This is a genomic window from Streptomyces globisporus C-1027, assembly GCF_000261345.2.
Taxonomy (GTDB): Bacteria; Actinomycetota; Actinomycetes; order Streptomycetales; family Streptomycetaceae; genus Streptomyces; species Streptomyces pakalii.
On sequence record NZ_CP013739.1, the window covers coordinates 72,429 to 89,885 of the forward strand.

Annotated in this window: 11 protein-coding genes; 2 read left to right on the top strand and 9 right to left on the bottom strand. The window is 70.3% G+C overall.

Translation table 11 applies throughout. The features are described from left to right. Positions 1-15: 15 nt before the first annotated feature. Positions 16-1,671 carry an FAD-dependent oxidoreductase gene (locus WQO_RS33950; RefSeq protein WP_010056312.1) on the bottom strand — a complete coding sequence of 552 codons (1,656 nt, stop codon included), beginning with the start codon at positions 1,669-1,671 and terminating at the stop codon, positions 16-18. Further along, positions 1,668-2,198, bottom strand: coding sequence for a DUF5987 family protein (locus WQO_RS33955; protein WP_010056313.1), 531 nt, complete (start codon positions 2,196-2,198; stop codon positions 1,668-1,670). Before WQO_RS33955 ends, WQO_RS33950 begins: the two co-directional genes overlap by 4 nt. A gap of 428 nt (positions 2,199-2,626) precedes the next feature. Between WQO_RS33955 and WQO_RS33960 the strand changes: the two genes are divergently transcribed. Further along, positions 2,627-3,595, top strand: a complete 969-nt coding sequence (locus WQO_RS33960) for a ParB/RepB/Spo0J family partition protein (RefSeq protein ID WP_010056314.1) — start codon at positions 2,627-2,629, stop codon at positions 3,593-3,595. A gap of 25 nt (positions 3,596-3,620) precedes the next feature. Further along, positions 3,621-4,475, top strand: a complete 855-nt coding sequence (locus WQO_RS33965; protein ID WP_029181885.1) for a helix-turn-helix domain-containing protein — start codon at positions 3,621-3,623, stop codon at positions 4,473-4,475. Here WQO_RS33965 and WQO_RS33970 read toward each other — a convergent pair. From WQO_RS33970 to WQO_RS34000, 7 genes are all read right to left on the bottom strand, one after another. After that, positions 4,363-5,712 (bottom strand): cytochrome P450, encoded by a 1,350-nt coding sequence (locus WQO_RS33970; RefSeq protein ID WP_010056316.1) that lies wholly within the window; start codon positions 5,710-5,712, stop codon positions 4,363-4,365. The two genes, WQO_RS33965 and WQO_RS33970, sit on opposite strands and share 113 nt — an antisense overlap. Then, on the bottom strand, positions 5,709-6,257 hold the full coding sequence (sgcE6, locus tag WQO_RS33975; RefSeq protein WP_010056317.1) for an NADH-dependent FAD reductase SgcE6: 549 nt from the start codon (positions 6,255-6,257) through the stop codon (positions 5,709-5,711). The genes WQO_RS33970 and sgcE6 overlap by 4 nt, the downstream gene beginning before the upstream one ends. A 125-nt stretch (positions 6,258-6,382) precedes the next feature. Next, positions 6,383-12,202: a type I polyketide synthase gene (locus WQO_RS33980; RefSeq protein ID WP_010056319.1), complete on the bottom strand. Its 5,820-nt coding sequence runs from the start codon at positions 12,200-12,202 to the stop codon at positions 6,383-6,385. Then, complete coding sequence (locus WQO_RS33985; RefSeq protein ID WP_010056321.1) at positions 12,199-13,329, bottom strand: RnfABCDGE type electron transport complex subunit D; 1,131 nt, start codon at positions 13,327-13,329, stop codon at positions 12,199-12,201. The genes WQO_RS33980 and WQO_RS33985 overlap by 4 nt, the downstream gene beginning before the upstream one ends. Continuing rightward, on the bottom strand, positions 13,326-15,254 hold the full coding sequence (locus WQO_RS33990; protein WP_029181886.1) for a CRTAC1 family protein: 1,929 nt from the start codon (positions 15,252-15,254) through the stop codon (positions 13,326-13,328). Before WQO_RS33990 ends, WQO_RS33985 begins: the two co-directional genes overlap by 4 nt. Continuing rightward, complete coding sequence (locus WQO_RS33995) at positions 15,251-16,237, bottom strand: DUF1702 family protein (RefSeq protein WP_237274242.1); 987 nt, start codon at positions 16,235-16,237, stop codon at positions 15,251-15,253. The genes WQO_RS33990 and WQO_RS33995 overlap by 4 nt, the downstream gene beginning before the upstream one ends. 95 nt (positions 16,238-16,332) lie before the next feature. Next, positions 16,333-17,313: a DUF1702 family protein gene (locus WQO_RS34000; RefSeq protein WP_029181888.1), complete on the bottom strand. Its 981-nt coding sequence runs from the start codon at positions 17,311-17,313 to the stop codon at positions 16,333-16,335. Between the last annotated feature and the right edge of the window lie 144 nt (positions 17,314-17,457).

A 17,457-nucleotide genomic window follows, 5' to 3' on the forward strand; every position in this document is an offset into this window, starting at 1 on the left:
CCGGCCGGCGCGGGGTCAGCCGCGCGCCGACGGCAGCAGGGGAAGAACCCTCTCGCGGCCGCTCGTGGAGCCGTCGGGGGCCGGTGCGCCGTAGGTGACGGAGATACCCCGGCTCTGCGCGGCGCGCACGATCCCCGGCATCGCGCGTTCGGCGAGCGCCGCGATGGTCATCGCGGGATTGACCGTCAGCGCGCCGGGAACCGACGATCCGTCGGTGACGAAGATCCCCGGGTGGTCGCGGAGCTCGTTGCTGTCGTCCAGGGCGGATGTGTGGGGGTCGTCGCCCATCCGGCAGGAGGAGAGCGGGTGGACGGTGTAGGCGCCGACGAGGTCGTTGGTCCAGGGCATGACCTTGGCCAGGCCGTCCTTCTCCAGGATCTCCTTGACCTCGGCGTCGGATGCGGCCCAGGCGCCCAGGGTGTTCTTCGTCGGGTCGTAGCGCAGGTTGCCCCGGCCGAGCATCTGCTGGGAGATGCGGTGGGCGTTACCGGTGGCGGGAGGGGGGCCGAAGACGCCTTCGTTGTCGTCCTCGATCATCGTGAAGATCGTGAGCCAGGAGGTCCACTGCTTCAGGATCTCCTTCTTCTCCTTGCCGAACCAGGAGGGGCCCGTGGCGCCGGGCACCTGGGCGAGGATCGTGCCGAGGCCCGGCGGGAAGTAGAGCTGTTCCAGGGAGTAGCGGGAGTACTCGGGCAACGAGCCGTCCAGCCTGTCCCAGCTCGCCACGGTGGGCCCCTTGCCGATCTGGTTGGCCGCGTAGGCGAGCCCGTCGCCCCGGTCCAGGCCGAACAGCTCGGCCGCCTTGGCCTCGTCGATGATGGCGGTGTTGAGCCGCTCGCCGTTGCCGGAGAAGTAGCGTCCGACCGCTCGTGGCATGGTGCCCAGGTGGGCCTCGCTGCGCTGGAGGATCACCGGGGTCGCGCCCGCGCCGGCCGCCATCACCACGATCTTCGCCTCGATGACGCCGCTGCCCGCCTGGAGGCGGTAGTCGTCGTCGTGCACGACGTTGTAGTGCACCCGGTAGGAGCCGTCGGGGGTGCGCGAGAGGTGCTGGACCTCGTGCAGCGGGCGGATGCGCGCCCCATGGGCGATGGCGGCGGGCAGGTAGTTGACCAGCAAGGACTGCTTGGCCTCGAAGCGGCAGCCGGCCATCATCCAGTTGCAGTTCACGCACTTGGTGTTGTCGATGGCGACGGCGAGGGGGTTGGCGGTGCGGCCGGCGTGGTTGCACGCCGCGGCCCACAGTCCGCCGGCGTAGCTCACGTCGTTCCAGTCCTGCCGGGTCACGGAGAGGGACTCCTCGACACGGTCGTACCAGGGGTCCAGGGTTTCGCGGCTCACCGCCTGCGGCCACATCCGGCGTCCTATGGACCCCTGCCGGTCGAAGACGAAGCGCGGGGCGCGGGGCATCGCGGCGAAGTAGACGACGCTGCCGCCGCCCACACAGTTCCCGCCGAGGATGCTCATGCCGTCCCCGACCGTGAAGTCGAACGCCCTCGTGTACGAGGAGCCGAGTTTGTAGTCGTGCTCGAACTCCTTGCTCTCCAGCCACGGCCCGCGTTCCAGGACGGTGACGTCGGCGCCCCCCGCCGCCAGGTGGTAGGCGGCGATGGCACCGCCGAATCCGCTGCCGATGACGAGGACGTCCGTGCGCTCGGCCGTGGTGCTCATGCGGGGCTCCCGGTGGACGTGGTGTCGGGGTGGAGGCGGGCGAACTCACGCCCGTAGCTGTAATCCTTGAAGCGCCACAGGCCGTCGGCGTCCGGCATGCTCAGGCCCATGGCCTCCAGTCCCGGATGGCCGTCCTCCATCGCCTGTGCCGTGTTGAGGTGCGCGGCCGAATCGAAGGCCATGTTGCAGAAGAGGGACAGCAGCACCCAGAACTCCTTCTCGGGGTGGCCTGGTGTCGTCAGCCGCTGGATCAGCGCGGCCCGGTCCGGGTAGTCGAGCGCCACGAAGGGCGGGACCGTCGGGTCGGGAGCCAGGCGGCGCTCCGCCGCGTAGGCCAGCGCGTGCTCGTTCACCAGGCGCACCAGGTCGTCCAGACCCTCGTGGATGCCGGTCGCATCCCATTGCAGGAGCTCCAGGGCTCCCGCCTGGACGGCGCCACCGCCGGTGGACACCCCCGCGATGGCCCGGTCGTCCGCGAAGCGCTTCTGGCCCGGCACGATCGTGTCCGCGTAGGCCTCCAGGGTCATGGTCCGGATATCGCCGGCCGGCGCCCCTCGCTCATTGTCGTCGCGCAACTCGCTCTCCATTCTCGCAGTCCGGAGTGGGATGCCTTGTGGCGAGGAGAAAGCTAGGTTCGTTCGACCGGTTCAAGCAACTAGCCAAAGTCGAGGCGACCTTGAAACCGACTCCACGGAGTTGGCGCGAAGCGGCGGATGGATTACACGCGCGGGCGAGCGGCTCACTAGTCTGGCCGCACGGATGTCTTCATCACCTGCACGTGGAAAAGCTTCTGCACGGGCACCGCATGTGGAAGTGAGCCCTGGTCTCATGTCTTGGGGGAAACGTGAAAAGTGACTCTGCCCAACGCGCCGTGGAGCGATCACGCCGTGTCGTACGGATCGATGAACTCATTCCCGCCGATTCCCCGCGCCTGAACGGAATCGATCGTTCCCATGTGCAGCGCCTCGCGACCGTGTACGCGTCCCTGCCGCCGGTCCTGGTGCACCGCCCGACCATGCGGGTCGTCGACGGCATGCACCGCATCGGCGCGGCCCGCCTGAAGGGGCTGGACACGGTCGAGGTCACCTTCTTCGAGGGCGCCGAGGAGCAGGTGTTCCTGCGTTCCGTCGCGGCGAACATCACCAACGGCCTGCCGTTGTCGGTGGCCGACCGCAAGACCGCCGCGGCCCGCATTCTGGCCTCCCACCCGACCCTGTCCGACCGCGCGGTCGCCGCACACGTCGGCCTCGACGCCAAGACCGTGGCGGGGGTACGGACGTGTTCAGCCGCGGGTTCTCCGCTGCTGAACATGCGCACCGGGGCGGACGGCCGCGTCCACCCGTTGGACCGCACCGCCGAACGCCTGCACGCGGCCGCGCTGCTGACCCAGGACCCGGGACTCCCGTTGCGCTCCGTCGTCGAGCAGACGGGGCTGTCGCTGGGCACGGCCCACGACGTCCGCCGTCGGCTGCTGCGGGGCGAGGACCCGGTCCCGCAGAACCGGCAGAGCGCGATGCTGGAGCCGGGACTCGCCCCGCAGAAGAAGGCGACGGCCAAGCCGCCCGTCGGCCCGGCCGCCCGTCCGGTCCCGAAGGTGCCGCCCGCCGTCGCCGGCAGGCCGCCGGTGTCACCGCGGTCCCGGGCCCCGCTGGAGGCGCTGCGCAAGCTCTCCAACGACCCCTCCCTGCGCCACTCCGACCAGGGGCGCGAACTCATGCGCTGGCTGCACAACCGGTTCGTCGTCGACGAGGCGTGGCGCCGGCGCGCGGACGCGGTCCCGGCCCACTGCGTCGACTCGATGGCGGAGCTGGCGCAGCACTGCTCGGACGCCTGGCACCGGTTCGCCGAGGAGATGGTTCGGCGCCGGCACAGCGCCGCGGCCGACGGCTCCGGACTCCGCACGACTCAGCCAACTCGCCGTTGACGGCCTACTTCGACAGGGAGTTACGGTGACCACGAACACCATCGAGGACGCGGTCCGCCGGGTCGTCGAGTACATGCACGTCAACCTGGGTCAGAACCTCACGATCGATGACATGGCGCGCACGGCGATGTTCAGCAAGTTCCATTTCACCCGCATCTTCCGCGAAGTCACCGGTACCTCTCCCGGGCGTTTCCTGTCCGCCTTACGGATTCAGGAGGCCAAGAGACTTCTCGTGCACACTGCACTCAGTGTGGCCGATATCAGCAGTCAGGTCGGCTACAGCAGTGTCGGTACTTTCAGTTCTCGCTTCAAGGCCTGTGTGGGGCTTTCCCCGAGCGCCTATCGCGACTTCGGCGGGGTGCAGCCGGGTTTTCCCTCCGCCGCGGCCCGTCTCACTCCCACCGCGCACAATCCCTCCGTGCGCGGCCGCATTCACTCCGCCCCGGGTGACAGGCCCGGAAGGATCTTCGTGGGCCTGTTCCCCGGCAGGATGCGCCAGGGCCGCCCGGCGCGCTGGACCGTCATGGAGAGTCCCGGGGCCTTCGAGCTCCGGGACGTGCCCGTGGGCACCTGGCACATCCTGGTCCACTCCTTCCCCGCCGGACACCGGCCGCACCAGCTCGACTCCGAACCGCTGTTGCTCGGGCACAGCGGACCGCTCGTGGTGCACCCCGGTGCCCTGCTCCGGCCGGCGGACATCCTCCTGCGCGCGGTGGACGCCCTCGATCCACCGGTCCTGCTGGCCCACTTCGCGCTGGAGAGCCGCCTCACCTCGCCGTACTCACCGTCATCGGTAGCCCTCCGCGCATCCGCAGGGAGAGCATGGGTTCGGCAACCGCCCGGTGTCCGGCGACGGTACGCAGATCGAGATCGCGGGTGACCAGGGCCGTGACGAACACCGCCTCCATCATCCCGAGGTTGCTGCCGACGCAGAACCGGGGCCCCGCGCCGAACGGGATGTACGCGTACCGCGGCCGGTCGGCGGTCTGCCGGGGTTCGAACCGCTCGGGGTCGAAGCGCTCGGGGTCCTCCCACAGCCCCGGATGGCGGTGCATGATGTACGGGCAGACCAGCACATCCGATCCGGCGGACACCGTGTAGCCGCCGACCACATCGCGTTGCTGGGCCACCCTGGGCAGGATCCACACGGGAGGGAACAGCCGCATCGCCTCCTGCACCACCATCGTGGTGTACGTCAGCCGATGCAGGTCCTCCGGTCCGGGGACGCCGTCGCCGAGGGCGGCACGGGCCTCCGCGCGGACCCGGTCACGTACCTCGGGGTGACGTTCCAGCAGATGCAGGGTCCAGCCGAGCGTACTGGCAGTGGTCTCGTGGCCCGCCAGGAGCAGGGTGACCAGTTCCTCGCGCAGCCTGTTGCGAGCCCGGGCGGGGTCGTCCCGGCGCCTGTCCGCGGCGACGATGATCCGGGACAGCGCGTCGTCGCCCGGCCCGCCGTCGGCCATCCTGGAGCGCCGGTCGGCCACCAGCAGGTCGGCCACCCGGTACAGCTCCCTGCGGGCGCGCCGGAAGCGTGCTTGCGGAGGCAGCGGCAGCCAGGCCGGCACCGTGCCCTGGCTCACCATTTCCAGCATGGCCTGGTCCTGGACCTCCTCGAAGGAGTGGGCGAGCGACTCGTGCGCGGTGAGGTTCGAGTCGAGCAGGGTCCGGCCCAGTACGCCTAGGGTGAGACCGGTGACCTCCTGGAGAACGTCCACGGGACCGCCCCCCTCGTGACCGCGCAGCAGGGCGACCAGCTTGGCCGCCTCCTCGGCGACGGCGGCCGCCTGCTGGTTGATGCGGCCCGGTTTGAACGCCGGCTGCACGATCCTGCGCTGTTCGCGCCACGTCTCACCGTCACTGGTGAGCAGCCCGTCGCCCAGCACCCGGCGGGACTGCACCAGACCGATGCCCTTGTGGTAGTTGTCGCTGTTGTCCGCCAGGACGTGCTTGGCGTAGTCGGGGCGGTTGAAGATGTACAGCTTCTTGGGCCCCATGGAGACGCGGACGGCGTCCCCGAGCCCGGCCGCGTCCCTCATCATCCCGAGGCGGTCCACCGCCAGCTTTCTCAGCAGTCCCGGAAGCGCCCGGAGGGGCGGGCCGGGCGGGTCGATCCTCATGCCGCCCTTCCTTCGTCCGCATCCGGAGCGAAGCGGCGGAAGCGGCCGCCGGAGAACAGCATCCCCTCGCGGGCCGGCCAGCGCGTCGCCGTGATGACCTCGCCGAGGAAGATGGTGTGGTCGCCGCCTTCGTAGAGCCGGTGTATCGCACATTCCAGGTGGGCCACCGCACCCGCGATCAGCGGTGCGCCGGATTCCTCTCCGAGCACCCAGTCCACGGTGTCGAACTGGTCCACGCCCGGGGGGCGCGAGTGGTCCGCGAAGTGCCTGGCGGCCTTCTCCTGCCCGGCCTCCAGCACCGATACGGCGAACGTCGGCAGCGCGGTGAGGCGTTGGTGCATGACGGCGTCCTTGCCGACGCAGATCAGCACCAGGGGGGGTGAGAGCGAGACGGATGTGAACGAGTTGGCGGTCATTCCCCGGGGCTCGCTCCCGCCGACGGTCACCACGGTGACGCCGGTCGGGAAGTCCCCGAACACCCTCCTGAGCTGTACGCGGTCTTTCGGGTCGACCAGTTCTGCGGGCGGAGCGATGATCGGACTCATTTCTGCCTCCTGCCGGCTGCCGGAGCCCGGCTCGATGGTGTGCCGGTGGATCGGGGGATCGATGGGGAAGGGGTACCGGTGCGGGCGGGGGCTCGGCTTCGCTCCCCGCCCGCACCGGTACCTGCTCACGCGCGGGCGCTCCCGGGGGCCGCATCGTCCGTGCCGGCGGTGAGGAACGCGAGCACCACGGGCTCTTCGACGTGCCGCAGCGTGGTGGCGAAGGTCGCGATGCGCAGCCCGCCCGCCGTCAGGACGATCCACCCGCTTCTGACCTGAGGCTCCAGGGTGAGAGGCGCCCCGGCCGGAAGGCCGGCCTTCTTCAGGCACTCGACGGCCGTCCACACGCGGGTCGCCGCGTGGTCCGGCGTCTCCCCGGTCTCCTTGGCGACCAGGGCCGCCAGGTTCCCGTGCTCGCCGAGCAGTCCCTCCCACTCCTGCGCACCGCGAGCGGTGACCGCCTCGATGTCGCAGGCCACCGTGGTGGTGCCGACGACGCCCAGCGTCACCCCCGGGCCGTGTGCTGCCGACAGGCGGCGCACGCCGTCGAGTTCGGGCCGCCCGTCGGGCCGGTAGCGCACCTTTACACTCTCACCGAGCGCCCGCTGGACGGCCCGTGCGGTGGCCTTGCGGCGATCGGCCACGGAGCCCCCGGAGTCTGCTGGGACCGGCTCCACGGCGACGTCGACATGGGTGCCGAGCACTTCCTCCAGGGTTCTTTCGAGATAGGAGCCGAGCAGCGGTGCGACCCATGGGCCGGAGCCGTCCGACTTGCGCACGGCATGAAGGGTGAGCCCGTCCCACCGCTCGACGACGGAGCCGTCGGGAGTCCGCACGGCGATGTCGTACACATAGGTGTCGCCGTCCCGGTGGCGCTCGGTCGCGCAGTAGCGGACCAGCTCCGGGAGATCCTCGCCGGCCGCCATCGGATACAGCCGCTCGATGCCGGACGGCAGCAGGGTCGCGTCGGGGACGCACACCTGGTTTCCGTGCATCAGGGCGTCGCGCATCCCCGGGTCCGAGAGCAGCAGCGTGCCCGGCAGGAAGCCGGCGAACCAGCCGGACGCCGTGTCGAGCGCCACCTCGGCGTCGACGTGCCGGGCGGCGGCCCGGTGGAAGCGCCGCAGCCGCTGGAAACGCTCGCCCTGGAAGAGCACCCCGCCGTACAGGTCGGTCGCGGGGTCCAGCGGAGCCGTCGGCACCTTCGGCCCCACCTGGTCGGGGGCGCCGTCCGGGATCGCCGCGCCGCCGTAGACCAGCCGCGCCCGGAAGTGCTCCGCCGCGAAACCGGTGTCCTGCGCGTGGACGGCCACGTCCACACGGTCGGTGCCGGTGACGGTGGCCGCGATCCGGATGCGGGTCGTGCCGCCGGGTGGCACCACGATCGGCCGCAGGAACCGGGCGTCCTCGATGACCGGCACGTCCCGCCGGCCGGTGACGGCTGAGCCGACCTGGACCATGGCCTCCATTCCGATCACCGCGGGCAGCAGCAGGTTGCCGTCCAGCATGTGGTCGGTGAGGTAGAGGTCCGTGCCGGCGTTCAGTTCTGCCTCGGTGACGAGTTCCACGCCGTGGTAGCGCACCAGGGGCTCCCCGGTGAAACGCAGCAGCGGCAGCGGGGGCTGCTCGCGCCGGACGGTTCCGATGCCTTCCGTCCGGCCGCTGATCACCGTCACCACCGGGGCGTCGGGGTCGGAGATCAGACGCAGCAGGATCTCGATGCCCTGGTCGGGCGAGACCGGCACGATGCCCTCGCGGGAGAGGGACTCGACGACGGACAGCTTCTCGCCCATGCCGACGCCGGACCAGACGGACCATTCCATGCACAGCGCCCGGCAGTCCGGGTTCCGGCGGGCCACGTCCTCGGTGAGTCCGGCCAGCCACTCGTTGGCCGTGGCGTAGTGGGCCTCCCCTCGAAGCCCCGCCCGGCCGATGATGCTGCCGAAGGTGACCAGGAGTCTGAGGTTCTGCTCGCCGACCACGTCCAGCACGTGCCGCAGCCCGTCGACCTTGGGGGCGAGCGTGCTGCGGACGGCGGCCATGTCCAGCCCGCCGAGCGCAGTCGGCTCGTTGCGTCCCGCACCGTGCAGGACAGCGGTCACGGATCCGAGTGCCCCGGTCAGTTCGGCGACGGCCCCGGCGACGCGCACCGGATCGGTGACGTCGGCGGCCGCGTAGGCGACGCGTATCCCGCTCTCCCTCATCCGTCCCAGGTTCGCGGCGAGGTCCTGGTCGCTGCCCGGGTCCGAGCGGCCCAGCACGGCCAGCGCCGCGCCGGTCCGCTCGGCGACGGCCAGCGCGCACTCGGCGGTGATGCCCTTGCCGCCGCCCGTGACGAGCAGGACGTCGTCCGGGCCCAGCACCTGGTCGGTACGGTCCGGGGCGAAGGGCAGGGCCCGCAGCACGGGCACCCGCCGGGTGCCGTCCCGGTCGAGGTGCACCTCGCTGAAGTGCGTGGTCGCCGCGACCTCGGCTGCCACCCGGTCCGCGGCTCCGTCGGCCACCGGAGTGTGGACGACGGTGGTTCGCAGGTGGGGCGCCTCCAGGTGCAGGGTCTTGGCCAGACCGGCCGCGCCCCGGTCGTGCTGCACCAGGACGAAGCGTCCCTCCTGGCTGCCCGCGAGGGCCGATCTCGCCCCGTCCAGGGCGAGTTCGAGCTGATCAGGGGAGCAGCCGGCCGGCAGGCACACCAGAACTCCGGAACCCACCGCGGCGTCCTGGAGAGCGCGCCGGACTTCCTCGGCGAACGGGTGGTCGGCGGAGGTGAACAGCTCCCACGTGCCGTCCTTCTCATCCGCCACCGCCGGAGGGAGGGGCAGTTCGTCGAGGTCGACGGAGAAGGGCCGGGCCCAGGCCGCGGACCCGGTCACGACGGGCGCCGCCGTCGGGTCCGCACCCGTCTCGACCAGGGTCGTGAGGGCCGACGCCAGTTCCGCCAGGGTCGCCGTGGCGAAGTTCGTCGGAATGCTGGACGGGGCGAGTCCGAGCCGGACAGCCGTCTGGTTGACGATCTGGCCGACGGTGATCGAGCTCATGTGCAGATCGTCGAGGAGACTGCTGTTCTCGTCGATCAACTCGCTCGGAAGCTCCGCCCGCTCGGCCACCAGTGCGCGCAGCACGTCCAGCGCCGACTCCTCCGCCGTGTCGCCGGCGCCCGCGGTCGTCGGGGCGTCGTGCTCCTGGACGAGCGGTTCACGAGCGGCGGCGGGAAGCGTGAACTCGGGGGCCTGCTCGCAGGGGCTGGACAGGAAGAGGAACTCCTTGCCCACCTCCAACGGCCGGGTCAGCCGGTCGTTGAAGAGCCGCTCGTGAATGATCGGGGCCCCGATCACGAAGGCGGCGCCGACCACTTGCAGCAGCCCGCGCAGCGACTCGTCGTCGGTGTTCAGCGCGACGGCGGGTTTCCCGGCGGTCTCCGCGGCCAGGACGCTCAGCACCCGGCCGGGCCCGACCTCGACGAACAGGTCGACCTCGGCCGCCGCCGCCCGGACCGCCTGGGTGAACAGCACCGGGTCGGTGATCTGCTGCCGCAGCAGCTTGGCGAGATCGGTGTCGCGCTCCAGCTCCGCACCGGTGACGGTGGAGACGACCCGGCGTCCCAGCCCACCCAGCGGAGCCTTTGCCAGCCAGTCGCCGAAGGACTCGGCGGCCGGGGCGACGAGAGGGGAGTGGAAGGCGTGCGACACGGCCAGACGGGTGAAGGCGATCTCCGCGGCCGCCGCCCGCTCCCCGACACTCTCCACGGCCTCGACGGTCCCGGCGACCACCGTCTGCCGGGGGCCGTTGTACCCGGAGATCACGACCGGCAGCCCCTCGACGAGCCTGACCGCCTCCTCCGGGGTGGCCGTCAGGGAGGCCATCGTGCCCGAAGCGCTGTGTGCGGCCATGGCCGCACCGCGGGTGCGCGCGGCCTCCAGCAGCGTGGTCTCGTCCAGCGCACCCGCCCAGTGCAGGGCGGAGAGCTCGCCGAGACTGTGGCCGAGTGCGATGTCGGCCTCGATTCCCAGAGCTTCCAGCACCCGGAGTCCGGCCGTGGAACCGGTCACGATCCGCGGCTGGGCCACATGGGTGGCGACCATGTCTCCAGCGGTGGGAAGGCCTGCGCGCGCGTAGACCTCGGCGGCCTCGGTGAACCTGCGGGCGAGCGCGCCCCCGGCCGTCGAAGTGCCGGAACCCTGTCCCGGGAAGAGGAAGCCGACGCGGGCTCCCTCGGCGGCGGTGCCGAGGAAGGCGCGGCCGTCCTGGGAGAAGACCGGGCCGTCGTCGGGCGCCCGCCCCCCGGCGGTTTCGGCCAGTCCGCGCAGCCTGAGCTCGGCGTCCTCCGGCGAGGTGGCCACGACGGCGGCCCGGTGGGGCAGGTCGCGCAGTTCCCGCTGGAGGGTCGCGGCCAGATCGCCGAGCTGGGCATAGGAGACCTGCGCGGCGAAGTCGGCGACCTGGGTCAGCCGCCGTGCCAGCGCCGCGGGCGATTCCCCGTCCAGGAGCAGCAGTTCGGAGTCCTGGAGGGAGTTGGCCAGCAGCGTGGTCCGGCGGTTGACGGCAGGGCGGCGCCCGGAGGCGTCCGACCTGTCGAGGACGACATGGGTGTTGATCCCGCCGAAGCCCATGGCGGTGATGCCGGCCCGCAGCGGCGCGTTCTCGGGCCAGGACTCCGCCTTGCGCAGGACGCGCAGGTTGGCGGACTCGTCGGTGAGCAGGTCGTGGGGGTCCACGCAGCCGATGGCGGGGGGCAGCACCCCGGAGTCCAGGGCCATCACCGCCTTGATCAGTCCGGCGATCCCCGCTGCCGCCTTGGTGTGGCCGATCATGCCCTTGATGGAGGTGATGACGGCGCTCGGGGCGTGGGGGTCGGCTGCGGCGCGCGCACTCATGATCGCCCGGAGTTCGGTGGCGTCACCGACGGCGGTGCCGGTGCCGTGGCCCTCGAAGAGCGGCACGGTCTCGATGCCGAAGCCCGCCCGGTCGTAGGCGCGCGACAGCGCGAGCTGATACCCGCTCACCTCGGGCCGGGTGATGCCTCCCTGGCCGTCGGACGAGATGCCCCAGCCGGCGATGGACGCGTAGATGCGGTGCCCGGAGGCGACCGCGTCCTCCTCGCGCATGAGGACCACCATGCCGCAGCCCTCGCCCGGCCAGAAGCCGTTGGATCCGCGGTCGTAGAGCCGCATCTCCTTGCGGGCGAGCGCCCCGGTCTTGGCGAAACCGATGATCTCGAACGGGTCGATGGACAGATCGACGCCACCGGCGACGGCCACGTCGAGGTCGCCGCTCTGCAGCGAGGTGGCCGCGGTGGTGATGGACAACAGCGAGGACGAGCAGGCGCCGTCGACGGTGTAGCCGCCGCCGTTCAGGTCGAAGTGGTTGCAGATCCGCCCGGCGATGGTGTTGGACAGGCCCCCCGCGAGGGTGTCCTCGTCCACGGCGGGGAAGGGCTTCTTGTACGCCTCCTCCACGCCTCGGAGGAATGCGCCGAGGCGGTCGTCGTCCCACTCCTGCTCCTGGAGGGCGTCGGCGAGGATCCGGCGTACGTAGGGCCATCGCAGTCGCAGGCCGTTGGCGCGGGAGAACTCTCCGGTCAGCGTGTTGCCGACGACGACTCCGGTGCGCTCGGTGGGCAGCCCCTCACCGGCCGGGAAGCCGGCGTCCGCCAGCGCTCGGGTCGCCGTGTCCAGGGCGAGCCAGTGGGTGAGGTCGGTGGAGCGGAAGGTGCTGCCGGCGATCCGGTGGGCGACGCGGTCGAACTCCCAGCCCTCCAGCACCGCCGCATTGCGGGCGTAGAAGGTGTCGGGGACCGTGGGGTCCGGGTTCCAGTAGTCGTCCAACCGCATCCGGACGTCGGGCAGTCTGCGGAAGGCCCGCCGTCCGGCGACGGCGTTCTCCCAGAGCTCCCGGGGGGTGGTGGCGTCGGGGTACGTGCACGCGACTCCGACGATGGCTATGCGGCTCATACAGGCACCGTCGCCTTTTTCTTCGACGCTCGTTCGGCTGCGCACTTGCCGTGGAAGCAGGTGCCGTCCTTACAGGGGTTGCCCGAGAGGACGACCGTCGCCGGCTCGGGCGATCCGTCCGCCGGTCCGGAAGCGGCGGCGGGCGCCGGGGCGGCCGTCATCTGCTCGACCGCGGTGTCGGGGCGGTGGCCCTGGACCCCGAGGGCGGGAGGCGCCTGAGCCTCACGCTGCTTGGCGAGGAAGTGCAGCCCCCACAGGTAGCCCCCGCGGATCAGGCAGACCAAGGCGGTCGCGAAGAAGATGCCGTACGCGATTCCGAGAGCGGTCAGCACGCCGTACATCGCCGCGACTCCGGCTCCGAAGAAGATCTGGGAGGATCGCTTGGAGGGTGAGGTGCCGGGGTCGGTGACCATGTAGTTGGTGAAGAGCACGAAGGCGACGCCGGTCATCATGCCGAGTGCCGCGGGGATGGATGTGCCCGTGACCAGCCCTCGGACGACGGCCTGCACCACGAAGCCGCCGAGCCAGGCCATGATCAGCCACATGCGTCCGGTCAGCTTGGCGTTGAGCATGGTGCCCAGGACCAGGATGATCGCGGGGAGCACCCAGTCCGCCGGGCCGTACAGGTACTCGGTGAAGTGGTAGGGCGGCGCGATGCTCGCCCACGGGAAGAGGACCAGGATCATTGCGATCCCGAAGTTCGACGGGTTCATGTAGTGCCGCATGCGGCCCTTGAGCGGAGCCCGCAGCACCCACTTGGTGCCGACGGCCACGATGACGCCGAAGACCATGACCCACACGCGGTCGTTGACGTAGGTCAGCATGTTCACGGCGAGGCCCGTGATGTGGGCGGGGAAGAGGAATTCGACCATCCCCTTGAACCCCCCGCCGGCGAAGCGGGGCGCCCGCTTCTCGCCGCGGGCGCTGACGGCCTCCAGGACGATCTCCACCGCATAGGCGGTGAGGACCGCGATGAAGGGCCACAGCCATGGCTGTTCGAAGCCGAGGAAGGTGTACCCGGCGATGTTGAGGATCGAGATCGAGATCGCGAACCGGCGGAGGGCGGTGGTGACCTTCACATCGTGCCGGGGGGCGGGCGTGAGCGTCTTTGAACCGGGCACGGTCACTTCTCCTTCACGTCGGCGCCGAGTTCCAGCGCGTGCCTGCCGGGAGTCAGCTGGAGGTCCTTGTTGCGCACCTGACCGGTGCGGTCGCGCCAGGTCAGACGGGTCTCCATCGGGCCGTCGGCCTCCTGGCCGAGTCCGATGTGCACGTCCTGGCTGCGCTTGCCGGAGTGGCCGCTGCCGCCGTCGACGCGGCCCAGGCGGGTGCTGCCGTCGGACAGGGTCACGGTGACCTGCGCGCCGATCACGGGCGATCCGGCCTCGTCGACGAGGCTGAGGTTGAGGTATTCCCCGGTGTCCTTGCTCATGTTGCAGTAGAAGACCGGGTCCTCCCACTGGCGGGCGACCACCATGTCCAGGCGGCCGTCCCCGTCGGCGTCGCCGGTGGCGATGCCCCGGCTGGGCACGGGTACAGCCAGACCGAGCTGCTTGGACAGGTCGCTGTAGGCCTCGCCGTCCTTGTCCTGTACGAAGAAGCGCAGGTGCTGATCGCCGGCGAGGTCGTCGCCCTCCTCCACCCGGGGCCAGAAGCGGGGGTGCTTGACCAGCGCGTCGTTGGCGGTGGCGAGCTCCTGGAGCTGGGCCCAGCGGTTGCGCTTGCCCTTGACGAAGCCGACCGCCTGGGTGATCTCCTGGATTCCGTTGTTGTCGAAGTCCCCCATCTTCACGTCCCAGCCCCAACCGGACCAGGCGAGGTTGAGAGGTGCGCTCTCGTCCTTGTAGGGGGCGACGCCGTCACGGAACTTCGCCCGCAGATCCGCCTTGTCGCGAGCGGTCGCGACGAAGGCGAAGTTCGACTCCTGGATGCCGAAGGAGGTGGTGATGTTGGAGACGAAGGCGTCGTACAGGCCGTCGTTGTCCAGATCACCGAAGTCGACGCCCATGCCCTTGAAGGAGCTGCGGCCGATCTCCTTGGACTTCGGAGTGGTCGCGGTGTGTACGGCCTTCACCTCGCTGAACTTGAACGTTCCGGGGGTCGACCTGTTGTACAGCAGCGCCGAGGTTCCGAAGTCGTGCGCCAGGTACATCTCGGGGCGCTGGTCGCCGTCCAGGTCGGTGGCGGAGACGGCAAGTGTCCAGCCCCGGTCGATGCCCTTCGGCAGGACGTTCTTGACCTCCTCGAAGCCGGAGGGGGTCCAGCGGAAGAAGTGACCGCCGCCGCCGTTCTGGGCGTGGGAGAGCGAGTCGTTCATCGTCACGCCGCCGTGCACGCTGTCGTCCAGGACGGGGCTGTCGGGGAAGTAGTTCCCGATGTAGATGTCATTGTGACCGTCGCCGTCGAAGTCGGCGACCGTCGCGGCGTTGGAGTTCCACAGGGGGCCCTTGTAGGTGCTGCCGTTGCTGCCGGGAACCAGTTCGACGGGCTTGAAGGACTTCGGGTCCATCGCCGTGGTGTCCTCGCCCGGCTTCCTCTCCGCCTGGAAGATCACCGGGGTGCGGCCCCAGTAGTAGACGAGCAGGTCCATCGCGCCGTCCTCGTTGAAGTCCCCGGGGACGCAGCCGATCGGCGCCATGATGTCGCTCTTGGGCAGCGGAGCCGGGTCGAGCACGAAGGGGGCGTACGTGGGACTCTCGCGACCGGGCGCCGGGGCCGGGGTGACGACGGTCTGGTCGATCTGCGGATCGGTGATGCAGAGGTCGTTGGGCAGGCCGTCGCCGTCGATGTCGTTCATGGCGACGCCGGCGCCGACGGAGGAGATCCACGCCTCGATGTGCTTGTAGGCCTTGTTGACCTTGCGGACGCTCTGTTTCTTGTAACCGCCAGGCATGGATATCGCCATCGGCTCGAAAGTGAAACTCTCCGCCATTTCCTTTTTCTCGGCGGCGCTCGACTCCGACGGCTTCACCGCGTAGAAAGTGCCGACCATGACAGCGAGTGCGACGACCCCCGGAGCCTGCTTCCGCAGCCACGAAATTGGATGTGTCATGCGACGGCGCCCTTCTGCGTGGGAGGAATGGAACTGATGGTGGCGGCGATCTGCTGCCGCCAGGTCTCGAAGGCCGGGGTCTCCCCGCCGGCACAGGTGGCGGGCCGTGCGTCCGTGCACACCTGTGCGGCTTCCGCCGGGGTCCGGCCGCCGCACAGGATCTGGGCGGCCAGGTGCGTGTGGGCGGTCGTCGTCCCCGCCCGCTCCCGCGCCTCGCAGGCGAAAGCGGAGCCCTGTACGAGGCTGGGCAGATGGTCGCCCGCGTGCTTGGCGAAGCGCCGCAGTTCGTCCCCGTCCACGCTTCCCGCGTAGGTGCAGGCCAGCCCGGCGCCCGCGTAGAGGTCGGCGTGGCGGTGCTCGGGGAACGTGCCGATGAGGTCGGCCACGACGTCGGGGTCGGTGCCCCCGACGAACCACATGGCCCGGCCGATGCCCTGGTCGATGGCGCGCGCGCTGTAGGCGTCCGGGCCGCCCTTCCAGGTGAAGGGGTGCTCGGCGGCGGGATTGCGAACGTAGGAGTCCGTCTTGAAGTACGCCTGGTGGAAGCCGTACCCGTCCAGGATCAGCCAGCGCAGCACCGGGTCGGTCGCGGTCACGTCGGGCCACAGGAACTTGGGGAGCCGGGCCATTGCCCACCCGATGCCGACGTAGATCATGTAGTTGTGACGCCGGCCCTCGCCCTCCAGGATCCCCGTCAGCCGCCGACTGCTCCCGGTGAGGGAGCCGAGCATGACCGCACCCATGCCCGCGCCCTCGTAGGCGAACCCGCGAAAGGCCCGGGGCACGGTCTCCAGCCAGTCGACGGCCTGGCTCGCCGAACGGGCCTCGACCGCGTACGCGTACCCCTGCAGGAAGCTCGTCCCGACCGTCTCCAACTGGTGCTTGGCCTCCGCGTCCTTGATGTGGAAACCCCGTGTTTCCAGCTGTGTTTCTCGAACACTGGGAGTGAGAATTCGGCGCCTCAGCGCTCGCAACATGGACACCTGAAAGACCGCCCCTCGATACTCTTGCCTGACATCCTCATTGGCTCAGCCGAACTTATTCAATTGAGGTGACCGAATGTCTACTCCGGAAATGCTCAGGGGTATGTGAGCGGAAGCTTCTCGCGTACTGATCTGCGCCAGATCTCGTAGCTGGGAACACCGTCGCCGACGCCCGCGGGGGGCGCGGCGTCATCGGCGAGTTCGGCAGCGGACTCGACGGTGAGGCCGGTCAGCGCGTGCAGCGCTGTCCGGGTGTGCTCGGGAACCGTCAGCGAGAAGTGGCGGGCCTTGGCGGCGAAGACCGAGCCCTGGGCGACATGCCCGGCCAGCTCACCCGACCGGACGCGAAGCGTGTCCAGCTCCGCCGCGGTGGAGCAGCCGGCGAACGTGGCCGCGAGCCCGACACCGGCCCACAGGTCCGGCCTGCGATCGGAGGCGAACCGGTTGACCGCGGCGCACACGGCATCCACCGCGGCGCCGTGGATGAACCACAGGGCTCGCCCGATGCCCTGGTCCACCGCCCGCTGGAAGTAGCCGGGCCGGTCCTCCCAGCCGTACGGGGTGTCCAGCCGCTGCTCGTCCACCCATCGCTCCGGGGCGAAGTAGGCGCGGTCGAAGCCGTAGCCGTCGACCGCGAGCCAGCTCATCGACGGGTAGAGGTCGTCGCCGTCGAGCGCGGGCACGGCCTTCTTCCACAGCGGCCTGGGCAGCTTGGCCATCGCGAAACCGATGCCGATGTAGTTGAGGAAGATGTGGCGGCGTCCGGCTCCCTGGAGCAGTTCCGCGGTGCGGCCTCCCCGTCCGGGCATCGAGTCCCGGATCACCGAAGCCATGGTCGCGCCCTCGTAGGCGAAGCCCCGCAGCTCCTCGTCGACCAGGGAGAGCCGCCGCTCGGTCTCCCACAGGCTCTTCGACTCGATGCCCCACTCGAATCCGGTGACCACCGTCTGGGGGATGGTCTCCAGCTGGCGGGTCGCGGCGGTCTCGACCACCGGGAAACCCCGGCCCGCGAAGCTCACGTCGGCCAGGGACGGAGCCATGAGAAGTCTGCGCAGGGATCCCGGTACCGATGCCACGCGTGTGCCTCCCTCGACCGGCCACCAGGGGGTGGCGAAGGGCCTCATGGTCGGCTCGGCGCGAAGATCAGAGCATCTTCGCAAATGCGCAACACCTCTGTGCTGCAAGGGGGTTTGAGGATGAATGAACGCGCTGGCAACTCG

Coding starts and splice junctions, on each gene's coding strand:
- sgcE6 (WP_010056317.1), bottom strand. CDS start 6,257: ATGAGTCCGATCATCGCTCCGCCCGCAGAACTGGTCGACCCGAAAGAC.
- WQO_RS33950 (WP_010056312.1), bottom strand. CDS start 1,671: ATGAGCACCACGGCCGAGCGCACGGACGTCCTCGTCATCGGCAGCGGA.
- WQO_RS33990 (WP_029181886.1), bottom strand. CDS start 15,254: ATGACACATCCAATTTCGTGGCTGCGGAAGCAGGCTCCGGGGGTCGTC.
- WQO_RS33970 (WP_010056316.1), bottom strand. CDS start 5,712: ATGAGGATCGACCCGCCCGGCCCGCCCCTCCGGGCGCTTCCGGGACTG.
- WQO_RS33980 (WP_010056319.1), bottom strand. CDS start 12,202: ATGAGCCGCATAGCCATCGTCGGAGTCGCGTGCACGTACCCCGACGCC.
- WQO_RS33955 (WP_010056313.1), bottom strand. CDS start 2,198: ATGACCCTGGAGGCCTACGCGGACACGATCGTGCCGGGCCAGAAGCGC.